A 21996-nucleotide genomic window follows, 5' to 3' on the forward strand; every position below is an offset into this window, starting at 1 on the left:
ATCTATTACTTAAATGCTCAAAAGAGCATTTTGTAAACTATTTTTATACATACTGAAAATACCCTACTATCTAATAAAGTGAAATTTTTGTTAAAAATAATGAGCTCTCAAAACTACTAAATTGTAAATATAAATACACTACAAAATACCTATAAGGGAGCGTATTTTTTATGGGAATTAAAGTTTTTAGGGGGGCTGAAAGATGTGGCAAAATGAACAAGGATATTTCAATGGTTATCCTAATTATCAACGTAATTGTTCCAATCCAGCTTGTTTAAATCCCTATTGTCGGTGTGGAGAAAGTTGTAGGTGTGATCATAATCATCAATGTCATGGAGGAGGAAATCTTGTTTATACCCAACAGAAAGTTAATTTAAGTAATTCTATGCGCTCAGTTTGGGAACAACATGTCTATTGGACTAGGATGACGATCATCAGCATAGCTTTTGGTTTACCAGATATAGACGTTGTTACCGCTCGTCTACTTCGCAATGCTGTAGATATGGGGGATTTATTAAAACCTTATTATGGAAGTGAAATAGCAACAATGTACAACAACTTAATAAGGGATCACCTAGTAATTGCTGCGGAGCTTGTTAAAGCTGCAAAAGCTGGTAATCAAGAGGCTGCAACGGCTGCTGAGAGAAAATGGTATGTAAATGGAGCAGAAGTTTCCCAATTTCTAAATAGAATAAATCCTTTTATTTCAAGAGAAGAATTTCAAAAAATGTTTTTCGAACATCTAGCACTCACTAAATTGGAGGCAGTACTTATGCTCCAAGGTGATTTTAAATCTAGTATTACTGTATTTGATAAAATTGAAGTAGAAGCTTTACAAATGGCGGACACAATAACGATTGCAATTGTAAAGCAATTCTCACAAATGTTTTACAGATATATTTAATAGGAGAGACAGGACCCCTAAGTAACACAAGATATTGCCCAAAATACCAAGAGAGAGGGGGAAATGTAATTGAGACATGAAATGAACCATATAAACACTATGGGTATATCGTGGCCCTTTGCTGTTGCTATCTTATTTATTTGTGTGCTTCTCATTTGTCATATTATTTATACACTTTGGAAGCAACGAAATCGTCTGTACAAATTCAATGAACAATCTAGTATAATCGTTCATTCACTTCCCATGACCTTAGGGATGATTTCTACAATGACAGTTTGTATAGTTTTTGGATCTATTATGAGCCACAACCTAAGTACGGTCTATGTTTTAGGACTTCTGATGGGTGTTTTTATTAGTGGTATTATCAGTTTTCCATTTCAAGATATGATCCTCATATTAAATGGCATTGTTGCAGGAGCTATGGGAGGATTAATGGGTATAATGATTGGTACCATGATACCTCAAACTGGATTATATATCATTATAATATTATTAATGATATTGTTTACAGTCACTTGGTTTACCATAAATCGGCGAATTCGTAGTCAATCTATAGAGTAGAGTATGTTCTCTTGTTTTGAATTATTTTCTTGTTAATCGCAGCATGGACTGTGAAACGCTCTAACAGAGACGATCAGTTTTATACAATGATATTAGAGATAAGAGTCCAATACATATTATTAAAATTAAGATGGTTCAAGTGAGAGAAAGGCAGGTGAAATATTGCTTGTCTTTTTTTCTGGCATTTAAAAGGATATAGAAGGGGTGCTTAACATACAAAATTTACTTTTTATTTTGGGATACAAGTTTCTCTTATATTAATGGTGATCTGGTTAGAGCTGATCATCATCAAGCTAGTATTTTGAAATATCCACAAAGCGACAATTTTATTATTTAACAGTTAAATGTGAGAATTTAGCTCGATTTTTTCGTTTTGGGTCATTTTCTTTTCTTAGCTTGATTGTGATGTGGAACTATCAATTTTATAAAGAACTGTCCAACTCAAACAGGAAGATTTTGTAACAAAAATAAAGTACATTACTTAATTTTAACCATGTTTCATTCACGGAAGTGTCCAATTCAATACCTTAGAGAAACTCAATGTTTTACTAGGTTTGCTCAGGTGGACATATTGTAAGGTAGTATAAGTTGCGGGTTATTAGTTCAGGTATTATTGGTTTTTCAATGGGGCTTATTCAAAAAAGAGTTGGCTTTAGTGTGAAAAACGGGTCGTTTAACAAGGGGGATATTTCTTATTTAGCAATTACTGGGCTAGTTGGTATTGTCATCGCTATTATATTTGCTGGGGCATTCGATATTATTGTGATGGGAGAACCATTTGACAAAATTGTTATCCAAGTATTAGGAGCAACAATTTCCGATGTCATCGTTTTCTTAGTACTTGGATTGCCACTTACAATTGGTTTGACGAAATCCAATAAGAAACATACACATTTAAAAATTGAAAAGTAGGGATGTTAACATGCAACCAATTATTTCGTTTGAACAATTCACCTTTCAATATGGGCATGCTGCGCAGCCTACTTTAAGTGATATTACCTTTCATATATACCCTGGGGAAAAAGTGCTAATTGCTGGACGAAGTGGTTCAGGAAAGTCGACATTAGCTCATTGTATAAATGGGCTAATCCCATTTTCTTACGAAGGGAATAGCACAGGTAACGTTTTAATTGCCGGTAAAGACCCAAGGGAAGGAAGTATTTTTGAACAAAGTAAACAGGTAGGAACAATTTTGCAAGATCAAGATGCTCAATTTATTGGTCTGACAGTAGAAGAAGATGTAGCTTTTTATTTAGAAAATGAATGTGTAAAGCAAGATAACATGAAAAAGATTGTTTCGGATTCATTAAGAAAGGTGAAGATGCATACGTTTCATAAACAAAGTCCACATGAATTATCAGGAGGTCAAAAGCAAACAGTTTCTCTTGCTGGTTTATTAACAACAAATGCGGATATATTATTGTTCGATGAACCATTAGCGAACTTAGATTCACTAAGCGCCATACATACGATAGAACTTATGAAAGATATACATGAGCAGTATAATAAAACGATTGTTATTATCGAACATAGGATAGAAGAAATTTTCAAACTGGATTTAGACAAAGTTATATTAATTGATGAAGGTAAAGTCATTGCGATGGGAACACCAAAAGAAATCTTAGCGTCAAATATATTACCACGTATTGGCTTAAGAGAGCCTATTTACATCGAAGCATTAAAGAGATTACATTTTGATAGTAATAATGACGTAATATATCCAATGGAAAACCTTCAAAAAGAAAAGGTAAGCAACGTTATAAAAGAGTGGATGGAGAAACAAGTCATATTAAAAAGGAATGCTAAAAACAAGGAATTACTTAAAGTGGAGAATTTATCATTTTCATACCCTAATAAACAAAAAGTATTAGAAAATGTAAACCTTTTAATATATGAAGGAGAAATTGTGGCACTGTTAGGACATAATGGAGCAGGGAAATCAACATTAGCTCATAGTCTTATAGGTATAAACAAAATGAAAAATGGGAAAATTTCGTTAAAAGGTGAAGATATTAGTTCTTGGTCTATTCGTAAACGTGGGGAAATCATATCTTACGTGATGCAAAATCCAAATCATATGATTACACAGCCTACTGTTTTTGAAGAAGTTTCATTTACATTAACATTACATAATTTTTCTAAGGAAGAAATTAAGAATAAAGTAGAAGGGATTTTAAAAATTTGTGGCTTATATCCATTTCGTAATTGGCCAATTCAAGCACTAAGCTATGGGCAAAAAAAGAGACTAACAATCGCATCTGTATTAACAACAAATCCTAAGCTTATCATATTAGATGAACCGACAGCGGGACAAGATTATTATCATTATAAACAATTTATGTCGTTTATTAAAAACCTAGCTAAAAAGGGAATTTCATTTGTTGTTATCACTCACGATATGAATCTCGCGCTAGAATATACAGACCGTGCAGTAGTTCTACATGAAGGGAAAATTATTGCGGATAATACAGTGTTTGATGTATTAGGCAATCAAGAAACGTTACAAAGAGCCAACTTAAGAGAGAGTTCTTTAACCAAGCTTATTAAATTTAGTGGGATTGCATGTCCAGAAAAATTTATGGAGCTTTATTTAGACAGTACTAGGAGGGAGGAAGGTGCATAGTACATATTTTCATCGTATGGATGGGGTAGTGAAATTGTTTTTATTTATTTTTTGTATGACGCTTACTTTTTTGTTTTTTGATTTTCGGGTGTTGCTAATATTATTTATTATTGGGTGTATCGGACTCAGCATTGCTAAAATTCCATTTCGTAAAATTTTAATTGTTTTTAGTGTCATATTTACATTTAGTTTATTAAACTCTGTCATGATTTTATTTATTACACCAACTCATGGATCTGAATTAACTGAATCATATACCGCGTTTTTACATGTTGGATATGCAACGATTACATATGAAACATTATTTTATGCAGCTACACTTTCATTAAAGTATTTTACGTTATTACCATTTACACTTCTTTTTATTTACACGACAGATCCAAGCGAATTTGTAAGTAGCTTAAGTAAACTTGGTATTCATTATAAGATTACATATGCAATAAATATTGCACTACGTTATATTCCTGACATCCAGTCTGAGTATAAAATTATTAAACACGCGCAAGAAGCGAGAGGAGTGGCTTTTGAAAAAGGAGAAGCAAGTTTATGGGTTCGTATGAAGAACCGTGTTTTAATTTTCTGGCCACTAATCATTCATTCTCTAGAAAGAATAGATACGGTTTCAAATGCAATGGATTTAAGAGGATTTGGAAAGAAGGATAAACGTACATGGTTTTATACAAGTAAGGCGAAACGTGAAGATTTTATCGCTTTATTTGCCGGTATTTTCATATTTATTGTTGCGGTATATTTAAAATTAAACGTATTTCAAAACTTTTGGTATCCATTTTAAAGCACTCTTTAAACGAGTGCTTTTACTTATTTTTATGTAGACATGCTCAAAAAAGGGATATATACATAATGTATAATACGAACCAGTTAAAATGATCAACTACCTATTAGTTTTCAAACCAAAAGGAGGAGAAAATATGAGTTACGGTGGTTCTTGTGGTTTTGGTGGAGGTTTCGCTTTACTAGTTGTGTTATTCATTCTATTAATAATTGTAGGATGCAGCTGCTGGGGCGGAGGATACTAATTTTTAATTAGTCTTCACAAATGTAAACTAAAAAAACATTGAAGATACTTATGTATCGAAACAAATAAAAAAGGAGCAACTATGCTCCTTTTTTATTTGTTTAAATGCGTATTCTCACTATATTTCGGGAACGTAATCGTTAAAGTCGTTCCTTTACTAACGATACTTCGGATTTTTAAACTTCCATGCATCGTCTCAATAATCTTAACAGCAACCATCGTACCTAAACCAGTTCCTTTTGTTTTTGTACTAAAATACGGTTCACCGAATCGATGTATTTGCTCCTGTGACATTCCAACTCCGCTATCTTCAATTCGTATTTCAACTTTACTATTATTGATAGATGAGGAAATATTTAAGGTACCACCATTAGACATTGCTTCAATACTGTTTTTTATTAAGTTTAAAAAACATTGTTGAAAGTGCTGTTTATTACCAACAATGGTTGCCTCAGAAAAATCCTGTGTAATATGTATCGTATTCATATTACACAATGGCAATATCATATTAATAACTCGATTTAACTCTTGCTTTACTGAAATTTGATCTAATTTTTCTGGAGCAGGTTTGGCAAACGTTAAGTAATCATCGATAATTTCTTGGGCACGATTTAACTCTTCAAGTATATGTTTAATATATTCGTCTCTTGATTCAGGAGTTAAATTTGGTGTTTTTAAAAGCTGTGTAAATCCTTTTACAACCGTTAAAGGATTCCTTACTTCGTGCGATATACTTGCAGCGAGTTGGCTAACAATCTCCATTTTTTCCATTTTAATTAATTTTGAGCGCATTAATACAGCATCTTTTATAACTTCATTTATATAAACAATAAATAACATTAAAGTAGTCGGTAATACCATGAAATAAATAATATACAAATTATTCACTTCAAAATCTGATAAAGTTAATACAATTACAGTTGTAAATATTGCTAGGAAAAAGGTTAAAAACATGGAAAAAGCTACTTTAAGCTTTCTATTATATGTATTAAATTTTGAAGATGCGAGTGCTGTAACGATGAACATTATTCCGTAAACAACGACTGTCAGCATATTAAAGCCATAAAATATAAATCTTGTAATTAATAAAATTGTAAACAATATGATACCGACAGGGAATCCACCATAAAGCGTACCTATTATGACCGGAATTTGTCTTAAATCATGAATACAACTTTCATCCATATAGATAGGGTATCGCATACATAAAATAAGCGGGATACTAGAACAAAGGGTAATCAGTAATATTTTGTATTTTTTCAAATAATGCCTGCTATCATATATGAAATAAAAAACAAATATACTACATAAAATGTATAGAAGATTATTTAATACGTTTTGATTAATATAAACAAAGTCCATAATATTTGCCTCGTTATTCTGAATTTCCTTTTCATATGTATTATACATGATAATAGTATAAACTCTATATTTCTTTTAATAATTTAGGGTTATATCCTTTCCGCATTAGCCGCTTTTAACCACGCTTCATAGAATTCTATAACTGATGCATACCGTTCTGCTCGATTGGCATTTACAGCACGATACGCTACCTCATATAATTCCTTACTTGCTTCCCATTTTATAAAAGAACGATCTTTTTCACCGCCTAAAAGTGAGAAAGCCATTGCTCCCATATTAAATACATTTGTTCTTTCATCAATTGTTGCGTTTAGTTCAAATTCCTCTGGTGACATAAAACGGGAGGAACCCCATAGCCGGCCCATTCTATTTATGTAAGGTTTCTTACTGTATAAATCTATATCACAAATTTTTGTCTCGTTTGTATTAAAATTATATAAAATACTACCGTCATAAAAATCTATTGCTACATAGTTTTTCTTTTCTACATAACTATGGAAAGAAAAAATGGAATGTAAGGAATGAATTCGTTCTATAGCAGATAAATGTCTAAATTTATAAAATGGTGAGTTTGGATTTTTATATTTTTCAGGAGGTGGGAAACTCCAATGCGAATGAAGACATTCACCATCAAACCAATCGAAAATTAATACATATCCAGATTGGACTGGGAAATGATCAATTAGTCTTATGAGCGATTCATGCTTTAAATCTTCATAGATAGTAACTGAATTTTTTAGCCTTTTAATAGCGTGACCCGTTGTTCCTTCAAATGCAATTGTTTGTGCTCCTGCGTATTTGATAAATTTCTTATGCCCATCTTTTTCTACACCAAAACTTATATTACCTGAGTCTTGCTGGTCAAAAACTGCAAATACGGTCCCTAATTTAATAAGCCAATCAAAATTATGATATTCTTTTAATTGGAATGTTACGTTATTTAACTGAATTTCCACGGAATTATCTTTCATAGATTACCTCACATTTAATATAATTAAGTTGTATATTCCACTATTCGACATATTTTATGGAAATCCTATGCTAATAATATAAAATTTTATAAATATAATGATAAACACTTATAAAGAGGTGAATACAATGGATCAACAAATTGTTATTAAAGCATATCAAAAAGACTGGGTTGAAGAGTATATAAAAGAAAAAGAGAAATTCTGTTCCTTGTTAGGACAAGAAATAATTGCTGTTGAACATATAGGAAGCACAGCAGTAGAAGGATTAGGAGCTAAACCTCTTATTGATATGATGATTGGCGTAACAGACTTACAAATTACTGAAAACTGGATTGAAGTTATATCGGAAATTGGATATGAGTATGTTCCAAAAGATACAACCAATTGGCGTTTTTTTAGAAAGGGAAAATGGAGAGCGGGTACTCATCATTTGCATATTTATATTTATAATAGTGATGAGTGGAGAAACAATATTTTATTTCGTGACTTTCTAATAAGCCATGAATGGGCACGTAAAGAATATAGAGAATTAAAAGAGAGGCTTGCTATTACATATGCTTTTGATCGTGTTTCATATACAAAGGCAAAAGCGCCATTTATTCGAAAAATATTAGAATTGGCTAGAATTCAATAAATTTATAGATTCTTATCTAACTAGTTTTGAAACCTCTTCCTATACTTTTTATAGGGAGAGGATTTTTTGTTTTTTCATGACAAAATATATAATTTCTAATTATTGGAGGCAAACTATTTTATTTATTTTGATATTTCTAGTACATTGGAAATATTAAGGGGGTATTAAGCAATGAAAGCTATTGTACATCAATATGAAAAAGGATTAGAGGGGTTAGAATATAAATTTTCACCTGAGATAAGTCCTAATGCAGGTAAAGTAAAAATAAAGTTAAAAGCTGCAGGGTTAAATCATAGGGATTTATTTATTATAAACAATAGAAAAGAAATGGATCTACCATTAGTAATAGGGTCAGATGGCTCAGGAATTGTTACAGAAATAGGAGAAGGAGTTTCAAATATTACACTACATACAGAAGTTATTATTAATCCTAGTATTGGATGGGAACATGCTACTGAAGTACCGGAGTTACCGGAAGTGCTAGGTGGACCGAAAGATGGAACGTTTGCTGAATATGTAATTGTACCGGCTGAAAATGTAGTAGAAAAGCCGGCATATCTTACTTGGGAAGAATCAGGTGTTTTATCTTTATCCGCATTAACAGCATATAGAGCACTTTTTACAAAGGGTAGATTGAAGTGCGGTGAACATGTTTTAATTCCGGGAATAGGAGGTGGTGTAGCTACATTTGCCATGTTATTCGCGAAAGCAATCGGCGCAAAAGTGAGTGTTACTTCAAGGGTAGAGAATAAAAGGGAACTTGCTGAAAAATATGGTGCAGATATTTCTTTTAATAGTACCGGAAATTGGGAAGAGAGCTTACAAGGTGAAAAAGTTGATTTAATAATAGATAGTATAGGCCCGGCAACTTTTTTGAAATATTTTGATGTCTTAAAACCAAACGGAAGAATCGTGAATTTTGGTGCAAGCTCAGGCGATAAAATTGAATTACCATTACGCGCGCTATTTTACAATCAAATTGATATTATGGGAACATCCATGGGTAGCCGTGAGGAATTTAATGAGATGATAAAGTTTATAGAAAAACATCAAATTAAACCAATTATTGATAAAGTTTACTCGTTAGAAAAAGCAATTCGAGCACTAAGCCGTATGGAACATGGAGAACAATTCGGAAATATTGTACTTCAAATGAATTAAAAAATATGATTTTGCAATTAGTATATTTAAATGAACATGTTATGTATTTCAAACATGAAAAAAATACGAACCGCTTTATTATAAAGGCTTATTGGCTTTATACATAAATAGCGTATAAAATTTGTTTTATAATTGTCATATGAGTAATAGTAAAATGAGAATTAGATGAAAAAAGTGTAAGTCCATTTTCATAATGGTGTTGTATACTGTGTAAATCAAGAACACTTGTATGTAAGGAGAGAGTTTAATGAATTACACAGTATTTCAGTGGTTTAATAATTTTGCTGATTCATCCAAACTATTAGATACGTTAATGATTGCTATTACAAATAGCGCTGCATACGTAGCCGTTCTATTTATGTTTATCTTATGGTTTAATAATGGAAAGAAAGAAAAGGCAATTAGAAAACAATATACAGTTTTATATACGACGCTTTCGGTTATTATTGCATTATTAGTAAATGTTCTTATACACGCGGTATATTACCATCCGCGTCCGTTCGTATCACATGATGTACACCAATTAGTACCACATGCAGCAGATTCATCATTCGTTAGTGATCATTCTGTACTTGTATTTTCAATCGCCTTCGTATTTATTCTTAGAGGAGAAAAACTGAAATATATCGCGCTATTATGGGCAGTACTAGTCGGTATATCACGTATGTACGTAGGTGTTCATTATCCTTTAGATATACTTGGCGCAGCATTCTTAACACTTATTACGAGTGCTTTAGTAATGCAAAGTACACGTATGTTTGAACCAATAGCGAAACTTGTATTCAAAATGTATGCATTAGTAGCGAGACGAATTCCTTTCTTAGCGAAATATAACCATATCGCATAATTTTCCTATAAAAAGTTCCCCTTTGGACATCCAGAGGGGAATTTTTTTATAGGAAATACGAAAAGAGTTTAGAGTGCTCTGTAATCAAGTTGTACTAATTAATATTCTGAAATTTCACGCACCGTATTTTAAATATATAAAATAATAACACAAAATAACAACAGTTAGTTTTGCATTGTTTTAAAGGAATTAAAAAGAAAACTTCGAAACATATAGTATCGTAAACAAAAACTACAAATTTTAAAACGGATCTTCGTACGAATCCATTCCAAAAGAGAGGAGATAAGTATGCAAAAACTCCAAACGAATAAAGGCGCTCGATATATGATGATTGCTTTTATTGTTTTGTTTCTTATTATGATTTTGCGTATATTCTATATTCAGGCAGTAGGAGTCGTGCATAATGTGAATGTAAAGGATCTCGCGAATGAACAACATAATAAAAAAGGTGTTTTAGAAGCGAATCGTGGCACTATCTATGATCAAACCGGAAAGGTGTTAGTACAAGATTCTACAACGTATCGAGTTGTTGTGAATTTAAAAGGAAAAGATAAAGTGAAAAATAAAGATGAAACCGCACAACAATTAGCCGATGCGCTTGAAATTGATAAAGAAGAAGTATTAAAAAACTTTCATGAAGGGCGTACGCAAGTTGAAATTGGGAAAATTGGTCGGAACTTATCTAGGGAAAAGAAGGAAAAAATTAATGATTTAAAAATACCAGGTGTATCTTTTATGTCGGAAAAAGCAAGAGTGTATCCGAATGAAGACTTTGCATCCTATATACTTGGTTTTGCTAGACCAGATGATAAAGGGAATACGGAAGGAAAGTTTGGGCTTGAAAAGAGTTTGGATAAATATTTGCGCTCTACAAACGGGAATATAGAATATGTGGGTACACGAAGAGGGATTCCGCTTACAAATGATATAGGTAAAGTAGAACCTGCTAAAAATGGAAATAACGTATATTTAACACTTGATAAACAAATTAATAGCTTTTTAGAAGAAGCGATGAACAAAGCACAAGAGCATTATGATCCGTCTATGTTAATTGGAATTATTGCTGATCCAAAAACAGGAAAGGTTTTAGCGATGTCTAGTAAACCTAGTTACAATCCTAATGTAGGTGATATCGAATATTTTTTAAATGATCCGATTGCAAATGCATATGAACCAGGTTCAACAATGAAAGTTTTTACGTTAGCAGCTGCCATTAATGAAGGTGTATATAACGGCAAAGAATATTTTCAATCTGGAAAATATTCCGTTGGTTCATCTGATATAAAAGATCATAATGGTGGATTTGGATGGGGATCAATTACATTTGATGAAGGTTTTGAAAGGTCATCAAACGTAGCTTTTTCTATTTTAGAAGATCAGTTACTGAAACCAAATAAATTTAAGCAATATATGAATAAATTTGGATTCAATCAAAAAACAGGAATAGATTTACCTGGAGAAAGTAAAAATACTTTATTATTAAATACGCAAATTCAACAGGTTACAACTTCTTTTGGTCAAGGTTCTACAGTAACTCCAATTCAATTAATCCAAGCGGCTACTGCTATAGCAAATGACGGGAAAATGATGCAACCATATATCGTTGATAAAGTTGTAAATCCAACAAACAAGGAAGTTATTATGGAAAATCAACCGAAAGAAATTGGGAATCCGATAAAAAAAGAAACAGCGGACAAAGTTAGAAGCTTAATGGAGCGTGTTATAACATCTTCAAAAGGAACTGGTACAATGTATAAAGTGGATGGTTATCCAATTGGAGGTAAGACAGGAACAGCACAAATACCGAATCCTGAAAACGGCCGATATATGGAAGGGAAAGAGAATTACATTTTCTCCTTTTTAGGAATGGCTCCAATTGATGATCCGGAGTTAATCGTATACTTAGCTATTAAGCAGCCAAAGTTAAAAGGAGATGAGTATGGAGCTCAGCCTCTTGCTGAAATATTTAAACCTGTTATAAAAAACAGCCTTGAATATTTAAAGGTGAAACCGTATACAGAAAAACAAATAGCTGATGCAACGAAACAATCTCAATTAAAAGTACAAAATTATGTAAATCAATCGATGGGTACAGTAGAGAAAAGTGTAGAAAAAGAGAAGCTACAGCCAGTAATTTTAGGAGAAGGAAAAATAATAAAACAATATCCACAGTCTGGCGAGGTAATGAGTGAAGGTGATCGTATATTTTTATTAGGGAATAACGCACAAATGCCAAATGTAAAAGGTTGGTCTATGCGTGATATTATGTATTTCTCCAAGCTTTTGAAATTAGATTTGAAAACTTCGGGTACGGGTTATGTAACGAGCCAAAGTATTGAAAAAGGACAAGATTTACGAGAAGGAGATACACTAGAACTAGAATTAGAACCGCCGTTACAACCGTTAGCTGAGGCAAATACGAATTAATTCGGGCATTTGGAAGGAGCTATATGCAAATAGCTCTTTCTTTAGAGTTGCGAGTAATTTCACGCACCGTATTTTTTAGAAAAAATAATAAATAAAAGAACTAACAGTGACATGTTGTTAAATATCTGATTATTGTTTATTTACAGTTAAATGTATATGTGATAATATGGAAAAAATAAATGCAGTGAAGAGAAGAGTAAATAAAATGAATTTTTCACAGAGAGCTCCATGTAGCTGAAAAGGAGTAAAAATTCTTTATTGAACCAAGCCTCTGAGCAGCTCATCGGAACCTATTATTAGGGGATGGTGTGACGGGAGCTCCCGTTATAGAGCTATGGTATAAGCATGAATTAGAATGCAGTACCTGATAAGGTTAGTATGGTGACATATTAACAAACTAGGGTGGCACCGCGATGATAAATCTCGTCCCTAAGATTAAAAGTCTTGGGGGTGGGATTTTTTTATTGTTGTAAAACAATTTTGAAAGCGGGGGCCAAAAATGAAAAATTTACTTAAAGATTGGAAATATCCTTTATTACTATTGTCCGGAGTTGGTATTGCGAATTTAGGGGCATGGATTTACTTAATAGCACTGAATGTACTTGTCTATAATATGGGTGGCTCAGCCTTAGCTGTTGCTACTTTATATGTAATAAAACCATTAGCCACTTTATTTACAAACGCTTGGTCTGGGAGTATGATTGATCGTTTAAATAAACGGAAATTAATGATTCACCTCGATATATATCGTGCGTTATTTATCGCTATTTTACCTTTACTTCCGTCACTTTGGATTGTTTATGTATTCGTATTCTTTATAAGTATGGCCAGTGCAATTTATGAGCCAACTGCTATGACATATATGACGAAATTAATTCCAGTAGAGCAAAGACAACGTTTCAACTCATTACGCAGTTTAATAGGATCTGGTGCATTTTTAATTGGTCCAGCGATAGCAGGGGTTTTATTAATTGCGAGTACACCAGAGTTTGCTATATATATGAATGCTATAGCATTTCTCTTATCAGGATTCATTACATTACTTTTACCGAATCTTGATAAGAAAGAAGATTTGGATACAACTAGTAATACATTATCACTTACAGTATTAAAAAAAGATTGGAACACTGTTATAAATTTTAGTAGAAAACATGTGTATGTCGTATGTGTGTATTTCTTATTTCAAAGTATGTTCGTATTAGCAACTGCTACTGATTCACTTGAACTATCGTTTGCGAAAGATGTATTACTACTAACAGATAGTGAATATGGTTTTCTAGTTAGTATAGCTGGTGCAGGATTTATTTTAGGTGCCATAACAAATACAATTTTGTCAAAAAAATTAGCACCTTCATTTCTAATTGGAATAGGATCATTATTCATCGCGATTGGTTATTTAATTTATGCTTTTTCAAATGTATTTTTAATAGCTGCTATTGGATTCTTTATTTTATCTTTCTCTATGGCATATGCAAATACAGGATTTTATACATTTTACCAAAATAATGTTCCCGTTCATATAATGGGACGGATCGGGAGTATATATGGACTTGTTATTGCGTTAGTAACAATCTTTATTACAATACTATCTGGTGTTGCGACTCAGTTCATTTCTATACAACTTGTAGTTATTGTAGGGTCATTAATAATGTTATTTATTACTATCGTCTTGTGTGTGTTTACTTTATTCCCATCACAATCTAAGTTGTATTCTACTGAGTCAATAAAGTGAAATTTTAATCAGGGGAGCATCCCCCACTGATTATCAGCCCTCACCAATCGGGCTTTTACGGGCAGCAGTGTCCCCACTTAACTTCTTTGCTTTCGCTGAATTTTGGGATGGGGGTCCTACTGCCCACAAATAGCGGAGTACATTCGAAATGAACTTTGTGTTCTCATTAACAATTTATCGTATTTAATAAAAGGGTTCTTTCCCCTTTATATGGAAAAATTAATAAGGGTAAAGAACAATACCGAAAGACAAGGGTGGTTGTCGTGATAAAAACAAAAGATGAAATTAATAGAATTGTAAAAGAAATACAAAAGAAAATAGATTTCTCTGGAGTAGTTTTAGTAAAAAAAGAAAAAGACTTAATCTATGAAAAAGCAATGGGTTACGCAAACAAAAGTGAATGTATAAACAATACGATACAAACAAGATTTGGCATTGCCTCAGGATGTAAAATCTTCACTGCAATTGGCATCTGTCAACTTGTTGAAAAAGGTGTTATTTCTTTTCATACAAAATTAAAGGATTGTCTAGAGATAAAACTTCCAAACTTCGATGAAGATATTACAATACATCAACTACTAACGCATAGCTCTGGTATACCAGATTATTTTGATGAAAGTATTATAGATAACTTCGAGGATCTTTGGAAACAAACACCTATGTATCTATTAAAGAGCTTAAAAGACTTTTTACCATTATTTCAAAACAATAATATGATGTTTGCACCTGGGAGTAAGTTTCACTACAACAACGCAGGTTTTATCATACTTGGATTAATAATAGAAGAACAGACGGGACTTAAATTTACGGAGTATATAGAAACAAACATTTTTAATTCGATTGGCATGAATGATTCTGGCTATTTTTCATTAGATAAATTACCAAGACATACAGCTCTAGGATATATAAAGGACGAAACCAACCAAAATTGGAGAACAAACGCTTACTCTATACCAATAAAAGGAGGGGCTGATGGAGGTGCATATGTTACTGCACCAGACATGTTGAAATTTTGGGCGGCACTATTTAATAATGAAATTTTAGGAAAGGAATATACAAAGTTACTTTTAACTCCCCACATTTATGTAAATGATAAACAGTCTTACGGATATGGAATATGGATTGAAACACGAGAAAACAAGGTATTCAAATATCATGTAATGGGATATGATCCAGGCGTCAGTTTTCGCTCGGCCATATATCCAGAATTAGGAATCACTTTAGTTATTCCATCGAATAAAGAGGCAGGACCTGAAAAATTAATGACAGAAATAGAAAGAGCTTTTTAATTATATGGATATAAAAGAAGAGATACGAAAATAATTTAAACGGGTTTATGATTGTTTCTGTTCTGAAAAATATTTTAGTTAACGAGGAACCCTTTATTTATTAAATAAGGGGTTTTTGTAATTCTGCACAATTACATATGTTTATATGGATTTTTAAATTAAAAAATATTACTATATAATTGTAAATTTAAATTATTACTTCATGTGAAAGGATGTGTTAACAATTTGTATATGATCAACGGTAGTTTGTTTATTATTTTAGGGGTTATTTGTTATTTAATTGTACGTGGAATATTAATTGGTACCAAAAATAAAAAACATGTGATTTGGTGGAAAGAAATAGTAAGTTTTTTATTCGTGGTTTACATTTGTATGGTTGTTGCAGTAACTTTATTCCCTTTACCAATCGGTTTTCCTTCTAATGTTGAAAATCTGAATCGCTCGGTCAATATAATACCATTTGCATCAATTATTAAAGACATCAATCAAATTGGTAGTGCTTATGATGGAGATGCCCTATTTATGATTGGGCTAATTGTAAGAAATGTAGGCGGGAATATTTTATTATTAATGCCTTTAGGATTTTTAGCACCTATCCTATGGGATAAATATAAGAAATTCAAAAATACAATTTTATTAGGATTTTCTATATCAGCTAGTATTGAATTGCTACAATTAATTGAGTCTTTATTTAGTGGAGTGGGACGTATTACTGATATTGATGATGTGATTTGTAATGTTCTAGGTTCTATTTTTGGATATTGTATTTATAATATCTTTTTAAAAGCCATTAATAAATTTAACATTCGAGTGTTGGGTAAAACTAATTCTAAAGGTGTGGAATTAGTTGATAAATAGGAGTTTAAACGAGTTATTAAAGGCGTACGAGTAAAAAGTACGTCTTTTTTATTTTTATAAATAATGCTTAAGGCTGATGAGAAATCACATTTTCCATCTTACACTTGAAAGTAGCTATCGTATTTCAAGTATGGAGTGAAAAGAGGAGAATATAATCTTTAAAGATAAGCAAGTTTATAGGAGGATTCTAAATGGATATTTTACTTGTTGTTCTTATTATTGTTTTGATGCAAAGTAAAGAACGAAAAGTGAAAATAAACCGTATTTGGCTCATTCCGGCTTTGTTGTGCTTTGTAACAATCCAGTCCATTATTCATATGGGACAAATAACATCCCTTGTTTAACATTGCTAAGAACGGTAATACTAATTAACATTGAACTTTTACAACAAGGGATGATAATATGATATACATTTACACAGATTTTGGTGGAACACATACTACCTCACTAGCTGCAGCGTATCATTTAAATAAACTACCAACGGATCGTAAGTTAACGAAAGAAGAAATTTTGAATGTAGATTACTTTAATAAATTGAAAACAGAAGATATGGGAAAAATTATTTTTCATGGAATCGATGAACATGGTCATCCTGTATATACGATTGGATGCGGCGCATCAAAAGTTGTTGTACCTGCGATGAAGCATTTAGGAGAAATCTTGCAAAAACATTATCAAAGCCATGAAAAGATTATATTTTCTAATACATCACCAACAGTGCCTTTACCGATGACTTTCGGTGGGCTGTTTTCTAGAAGGTTCCATATTGATTTTATTGGCGTACCGTTACTCGTATGGGGAGCAAAAATTTGCTGTGATAATATACAAAGGCTTGTTAGTTATACAAAAGAAGCTGGACGATTAACGAATGATTATGTAGTAATTTTAGATAATGAAACTTTTAAATAGTATATGATAAGAAGAAAATCGAGCAAATTCCTTGATTTTCTTTTTTATTTGTGAAATAGACAAGAAATAGTCACAATTAATATGCATCTACTATAGCCAAAACAATAAAGTCCTGTTACTATTACAGGGATATTCTCTTTTCGTAACATAAATATATAGAAAAGTCAGAAAAGAGGAATTGAATTAAGGGAGGAACAACATGAAGCGTGTTGCTTGGATTACTGATAGTACAACTGCGAGTTTTAAAACAGAAGGAGATAACTTTGTTATCCCAATTGAAGTTATTATTGATGGTGTGTCGTACAAAGATTGTGAAGAAGGTGTGCGTGAGCGCGTTTATAATGCTTTGAATGAAGGTAAAACTGTCACTACATCACAGCCTAACATAGGGGAAATGGTAGATTTATTTTCGAAATGCAAAGAAGAATATGAAGAAGGATTTGCAGTTGCTATTAGCGGAAAAGTAAGTGGAACCTATCAAAATATGAAGCTAGCTGCAGAAATGGCAGGTTTTCCATTAACGGTATTAGACAGTGAAACAACAAGTTATCCAATGGATGAACTAATTAGAAAAGCGAAATCGTTATACAATGATGGTATGACTTTACAAGATATACACAAAACATTAGTAGATGAAAAAAGAAGACCTTTCCACGTATTCCCGAAAAGTTTAAAAGGCCTTTATGCAAGTGGTCGTGTAAAGGGCATTCAATTTTTACTTGGAAGTTTATTAAGTGTTAACTTAATATTAGAAGTAAAAGGTGGAGAGCTTTTACTTGAAAAGAAAGTTCGTAAAATCCAAAAATGTCGAGAATATATTAAAAATGAACTTGAAAAAGAATTACCAAAAGTACTTCACATGTTCCATGCTAATGATAAAGATGGAGCCGAGGAATGGATTGCAGATATTAGACAAGCATTCCCTGAAATGGATTTCAAATTATATCCATTACCAATTTCATTTGCGGTTCATGCAGGTGAAGGTACAATAGCAATTAGTTATTAAAGTAAAACCCGTGAATTATTCACGGGTTTTTTATTTAATTAAAATGAAATGTGATCTCGACATATCTCCATCGAGGTTAGAAATCGATGGTCGAGCTACCTTCTCATAGATAACTGTGGAATGCCTTTTTTATGACTTATCCAATTATTTCTTACAAGATTTAAGGAGGATTGAGTTGAAAATGAATTGATTAAAGTGTAAAATTACACTAAATAACACATTAGTTACTTTTTGAGGGGGAGGTAAAGTGAATAAGGAGCATGCAATTGAACTTATTTCAACGAAAATAAAGTTAATACGCACTGAAAAAAGATATACACAAGATAAAATGGCTGAAGTTCTCGGCATATCAAAAAAAACGCTTGTTCAAATTGAGAAAGGGAGAACGAATGCAGGTTGGACCAACACTGTTGCTATTTGTGCATTGTTTAGAGATAGTGAAGTTTTACAGAATACTCTTGGGGATGATCCATTAGTAGTAATCGAAACAATGGCCCACAATAGCACTAACAACTTCAAAGAAAAAACATTGGGAGGAAAAGTCTGGTGGAAACAGATTCAAGAAAAAGGGAATTTTCGCTTACAACAAAATCTAATTAGTCAGCATTATCGTATTCTAGACAGACAGGATTATCGTTGGTTTAATTCGTTTGATTTAGAAGAAACGCTAAATCAACTTAATAAATTAGCAACGAATTCAGAACATCAAATAACCAGAACTACAATGAGCGAAAATAAATAGGAGGAAATTACATATGATCATCTTGCATTTTCTTTGGATTTACTTTATGCCAATTTACTGGTTATGTGGATTTATAGGTGGAATCTATTTAATTATTGCAGGTATCAAATATCTTAAATTACTTGTAAGTGTAATGGGATTACTTTGTCTTACCCTTGTCGTGTTACCTATTGTTTGTTGGGGGACAGGGATTAATGCGGAATTTCTTCTTACACCCGTTTCCAACTTTTCACTATTCTCTTTAAGTGGGTTAATAACAGGATTTATTGGATTTTGGTCAAAAATTAAAGGCATAAGAAATATGGGAGTTACTATTTTTACTTGTGGAGTAATAGGTGCCCTATTCTATTATTTAATGTCTATACCCGATTCATACTATTACGTAGTAGGTAACATATCAATAGCTAGCTATAATTTCTACATTCTCTGACTTTAAATGATAAAGGAGATGTTATCACAGTTGTTCCTGCAAAGAAAAAATGAATAGTTGTAGTAAAAACATTCTAGAATACAGAAGCTTAGGAATATTGGATATAAAATATGATAAATACGAGGCGTAAGCCAGTTTACAATTTTTATGTCAACACTACAAACTTGACATGTATGTATTTCGTTTTGCACTGTAAATCATTCATATTGAGTAATAGAATTGTAGAAATATATAATAGAATATTCGCACTAATATTTATAAAACTACAATCTATTTACATATAAGGTTATTAGGATTATATTGAAAATGAAAGAGAAAACAATAGATGGAAGGGGATGTTTTTTATGTTTAAAAAAGCAGCACTAGGGATTTCATCGTTAGCAATCACAGCGTTCGTCGGATTAGGAATGGCAACAGAAGCTTTAGCTGGACCAGCAGCACCACTTACTTCACTAAACGTCGTACAAGTAGAGTCTGAGCTAGGCGGGGTAGAAACAATTAATCAGAACAGCTTCAGTACATCGCGTAACCACGGGGGAAAATACTTATATATTACAACGAAAGAAATGGGCTATGGCCAAAACCCATTTGCTAAAATGAATGGTTCTAATGTAAAAAGTATTGATTCCACTATAATTGGCGGAAGACCAATCGTTGGCTGGTATTATAAATGGGATGCGTCTGGACACCAACAAGGAACTTTTGAGTACCAAAAGACATCTATAAATGCCCCATTTAATACAATGCGTACATCAATTTATATCCAATAATTTTGAAAGCGTTCGCACATGTAGAATAGTAAAAAAGGTACTTCTAGGAGTACCTTTTTTTGATTTGAATCACGTTCATCTATATTTATAATCCTGATTTCACAGCAAGAATACTTACCATAAAACAAAATCCTTAAACGTCTATAAAATTAATATGAACGCGTAGTACAAGTCCGCTACAGTTAAAGTACGTAACTTTACATATTTCAACTCAATGAAAAAGGAAGAAACTGCAGTACTTACGCCGCAGTTTTAAATTCATCCATGAACTCACAGTTTTTAGATATATAGACATAAACGTAATACCTGCGCCTCTTTTTTAAATTCAAGATTAAAAAAGAGGAGCTAAACTTATATAAGCTTAGCTTAATGGGGATGTGGCGGAACTTTAAAATTAATTACATCTTTTTCATAGCATAAATAATTTTGTATAGGGAGATGAAAGGATTTTTTAAAGTAATAAAGAAGTATGTATAAACAAATATATAAATGGTAGTGATTAGGATGAAAATCAGTAAGTTTGCAGAAGTAAATAATGTAAGTGTAGATACGATTAGACATTATATGGATCTCGGACTCGTTATTCCTGAGAAAAAAGGAAGTCACTATTTTTTTGACGAGTATTGTCAAAAGGATATAGAACTTATATTAGAGTACAAATGGATAGGGTTTAGCTTGAATGAAATTAAAGAACTGTTTCTTTATAAAAATTTAGGGAAATCCTTAGACTATGAAAAGGATATTTTTTATCAATCTTTATTTAAAGTAAAATATGAAAAGATTGAGCAAGAGATAAAAACCTTAAAGGAACGAAAAGATAAATTAAAGAAAACGTTAAATAATTTATCTATAGAAACTGAAATTTCGAGTTCAATTTTAGGGGTAGATTTAAAAGTACTTCATTTATTTAAATGTGTTAAGTGTAACGGGAATTTAATTCTTGAAGATGGCATTATTAATAAAAATCAAATTGTTGAGGGGAAATTAATTTGTAATTGTGGTGAAGAATACGCGATTACTTCCGGAGTTTTAACAGCTGGAAAATTATTTGAGGTGTATAAGAGGAAATCACTTGAAGATTCTATTTCAGATTATATCCATGAAACGGATACTGCTTTTTTGGAAAATGTTCAAAGAGGAGGAGAATGGGCGAAAAAGAAACTAATGCAATTAGATTTAAATGAAAAAATACTACTTGATTTAGGGTCTGGTATTGGGTTCTTTTTACGAAATATTTATGAAGAACTACCGGAAGAGTGTTTATATATTGCTGTTGATCGAGATTTGAATAAACTTTTACTTTTAAAAGATGTAATTGAGAGAAGAAATGTGAAAAGAAATATTGTATTTATTTGTGCCGACTTTCTAAACATACCTATTCAGAGTAGTTCTATTGATATTGTAATCGATCAATCAGGTACAAGTAATTATAGTTTTGAACATGAGGAGTTCTTATTGCGCGAATTAAATTCCCTTTTTAAACACAATTGTTATTTATTAAGTTCATTTATTTTATTTAATAAATTTAGCATAAATAGCCAAATTGTACCTAGACTCCGAGGGAATTTTACATCTGCAAAAGTAACGAAAGAAATCCAAAATTTACAGTTTCAATCGATTGATGAAAGCACTTCAAATTATTTAAAAAGAGGCGGAAAGTACGAAGATTTCTTTGTTCAAGGAGAAGAAATTTATACATATTCATTTTTCGGAAAAAGATGGGGTTAACTCCAT

Annotated in this window: 21 protein-coding genes, 1 pseudogene and 1 other annotated feature; of the genes and pseudogenes, 20 read left to right on the top strand and 2 right to left on the bottom strand. The window is 32.0% G+C overall.

All coding sequences use genetic code 11. The features are described from left to right. Nucleotides 1–202: 202 nt before the first annotated feature. The 6 genes and pseudogenes from BLT20_RS10215 to BLT20_RS10240 all read left to right on the top strand — a co-directional run bounded on the left by BLT20_RS10215 (nt 203) and on the right by BLT20_RS10240 (nt 5125). Entirely contained in the window at nt 203–904 is a 702-nt protein-coding gene (locus BLT20_RS10215; protein ID WP_000267784.1) for a hypothetical protein, read from the top strand. A 69-nt stretch (nt 905–973) separates the two neighbouring features. Further along, complete coding sequence (locus BLT20_RS10220) at nt 974–1465, top strand: hypothetical protein (RefSeq protein WP_029438503.1); 492 nt, start codon at nt 974–976, stop codon at nt 1463–1465. 594 nt (nt 1466–2059) lie between these two features. Next, nucleotides 2060–2377 (top strand): annotated as a pseudogene (locus BLT20_RS10225) (ECF transporter S component); the annotation flags it as partial. A gap of 10 nt (nt 2378–2387) precedes the next feature. Then, nucleotides 2388–4088 carry an ABC transporter ATP-binding protein gene (locus BLT20_RS10230; protein ID WP_001182514.1) on the top strand — a complete coding sequence of 567 codons (1701 nt, stop codon included), beginning with the start codon at nt 2388–2390 and terminating at the stop codon, nt 4086–4088. Further along, complete coding sequence (locus tag BLT20_RS10235; RefSeq protein ID WP_000556372.1) at nt 4081–4881, top strand: energy-coupling factor transporter transmembrane component T family protein; 801 nt, start codon at nt 4081–4083, stop codon at nt 4879–4881. Before BLT20_RS10230 ends, BLT20_RS10235 begins: the two co-directional genes overlap by 8 nt. Before the next feature lie 136 nt (nt 4882–5017). Beyond that, entirely contained in the window at nt 5018–5125 is a 108-nt protein-coding gene (locus BLT20_RS10240; RefSeq protein WP_000120182.1) for a YjcZ family sporulation protein, read from the top strand. Between the two features lie 92 nt (nt 5126–5217). On the opposite strand, the gene BLT20_RS10245 is transcribed toward BLT20_RS10240, so the two are convergent. Further along, nucleotides 5218–6486, bottom strand: a complete 1269-nt coding sequence (locus BLT20_RS10245; RefSeq protein ID WP_033684452.1) for a sensor histidine kinase — start codon at nt 6484–6486, stop codon at nt 5218–5220. A gap of 89 nt (nt 6487–6575) precedes the next feature. Further along, the gene (locus BLT20_RS10250; RefSeq protein WP_000654533.1) at nt 6576–7457 is read right to left on the bottom strand and encodes a protein kinase domain-containing protein; all 882 of its coding nucleotides are present in this window, start codon (nt 7455–7457) and stop codon (nt 6576–6578) included. A 127-nt stretch (nt 7458–7584) separates the two neighbouring features. Here BLT20_RS10250 and BLT20_RS10255 point away from each other — a divergent pair, with 127 nt between their 5' ends. The 14 genes from BLT20_RS10255 to BLT20_RS10315 all read left to right on the top strand — a co-directional run bounded on the left by BLT20_RS10255 (nt 7585) and on the right by BLT20_RS10315 (nt 21990). Then, complete coding sequence (locus tag BLT20_RS10255) at nt 7585–8091, top strand: GrpB family protein (RefSeq protein ID WP_000372678.1); 507 nt, start codon at nt 7585–7587, stop codon at nt 8089–8091. Nucleotides 8092–8262: 171 nt separating this feature from the next. Beyond that, nucleotides 8263–9252, top strand: coding sequence for a zinc-binding dehydrogenase (locus BLT20_RS10260; protein ID WP_000644516.1), 990 nt, complete (start codon nt 8263–8265; stop codon nt 9250–9252). 247 nt (nt 9253–9499) lie between these two features. After that, a complete protein-coding gene (locus tag BLT20_RS10265; protein WP_001110124.1) occupies nt 9500–10099 on the top strand; it encodes an undecaprenyl-diphosphatase in 600 nt (199 codons plus the stop codon). A gap of 288 nt (nt 10100–10387) precedes the next feature. Then, nucleotides 10388–12526 (top strand): penicillin-binding protein, encoded by a 2139-nt coding sequence (locus BLT20_RS10270; RefSeq protein ID WP_001170948.1) that lies wholly within the window; start codon nt 10388–10390, stop codon nt 12524–12526. A gap of 175 nt (nt 12527–12701) precedes the next feature. Next, nucleotides 12702–12960 (top strand) — a binding site (T-box leader). Nucleotides 12961–13025: 65 nt separating this feature from the next. Further along, nucleotides 13026–14258, top strand: a complete 1233-nt coding sequence (locus tag BLT20_RS10275) for an MFS transporter (RefSeq protein ID WP_000793343.1) — start codon at nt 13026–13028, stop codon at nt 14256–14258. Between the two features lie 263 nt (nt 14259–14521). Continuing rightward, nucleotides 14522–15547 carry a serine hydrolase domain-containing protein gene (locus BLT20_RS10280; RefSeq protein ID WP_000598059.1) on the top strand — a complete coding sequence of 342 codons (1026 nt, stop codon included), beginning with the start codon at nt 14522–14524 and terminating at the stop codon, nt 15545–15547. A gap of 225 nt (nt 15548–15772) precedes the next feature. Next, nucleotides 15773–16405 (top strand): VanZ family protein, encoded by a 633-nt coding sequence (locus BLT20_RS10285; RefSeq protein ID WP_000281843.1) that lies wholly within the window; start codon nt 15773–15775, stop codon nt 16403–16405. A 191-nt stretch (nt 16406–16596) separates the two neighbouring features. Continuing rightward, nucleotides 16597–16749 (top strand): hypothetical protein, encoded by a 153-nt coding sequence (locus tag BLT20_RS30545; protein WP_000353713.1) that lies wholly within the window; start codon nt 16597–16599, stop codon nt 16747–16749. Nucleotides 16750–16807: 58 nt separating this feature from the next. Then, nucleotides 16808–17314, top strand: a complete 507-nt coding sequence (locus BLT20_RS10290; protein ID WP_000639421.1) for a DUF3189 family protein — start codon at nt 16808–16810, stop codon at nt 17312–17314. Nucleotides 17315–17513: 199 nt separating this feature from the next. After that, nucleotides 17514–18320, top strand: a complete 807-nt coding sequence (locus BLT20_RS10295; protein WP_000831929.1) for a DegV family protein — start codon at nt 17514–17516, stop codon at nt 18318–18320. 247 nt (nt 18321–18567) lie between these two features. Continuing rightward, nucleotides 18568–19062, top strand: a complete 495-nt coding sequence (locus tag BLT20_RS10300) for a helix-turn-helix transcriptional regulator (protein WP_001031007.1) — start codon at nt 18568–18570, stop codon at nt 19060–19062. Between the two features lie 13 nt (nt 19063–19075). After that, nucleotides 19076–19492 carry a hypothetical protein gene (locus BLT20_RS10305; RefSeq protein ID WP_000584712.1) on the top strand — a complete coding sequence of 139 codons (417 nt, stop codon included), beginning with the start codon at nt 19076–19078 and terminating at the stop codon, nt 19490–19492. Nucleotides 19493–19836: 344 nt separating this feature from the next. After that, entirely contained in the window at nt 19837–20262 is a 426-nt protein-coding gene (locus BLT20_RS10310; protein WP_000472909.1) for a DUF4879 domain-containing protein, read from the top strand. A 504-nt stretch (nt 20263–20766) separates the two neighbouring features. Continuing rightward, on the top strand, nt 20767–21990 hold the full coding sequence (locus tag BLT20_RS10315; RefSeq protein WP_000703282.1) for a MerR family transcriptional regulator: 1224 nt from the start codon (nt 20767–20769) through the stop codon (nt 21988–21990). The last annotated feature ends 6 nt before the right edge of the window (nt 21991–21996 follow it).

Source organism: Bacillus sp. cl96 (genome assembly GCF_900100505.1).
Classification (GTDB): domain Bacteria; phylum Bacillota; class Bacilli; order Bacillales; family Bacillaceae_G; genus Bacillus_A; species Bacillus_A cereus.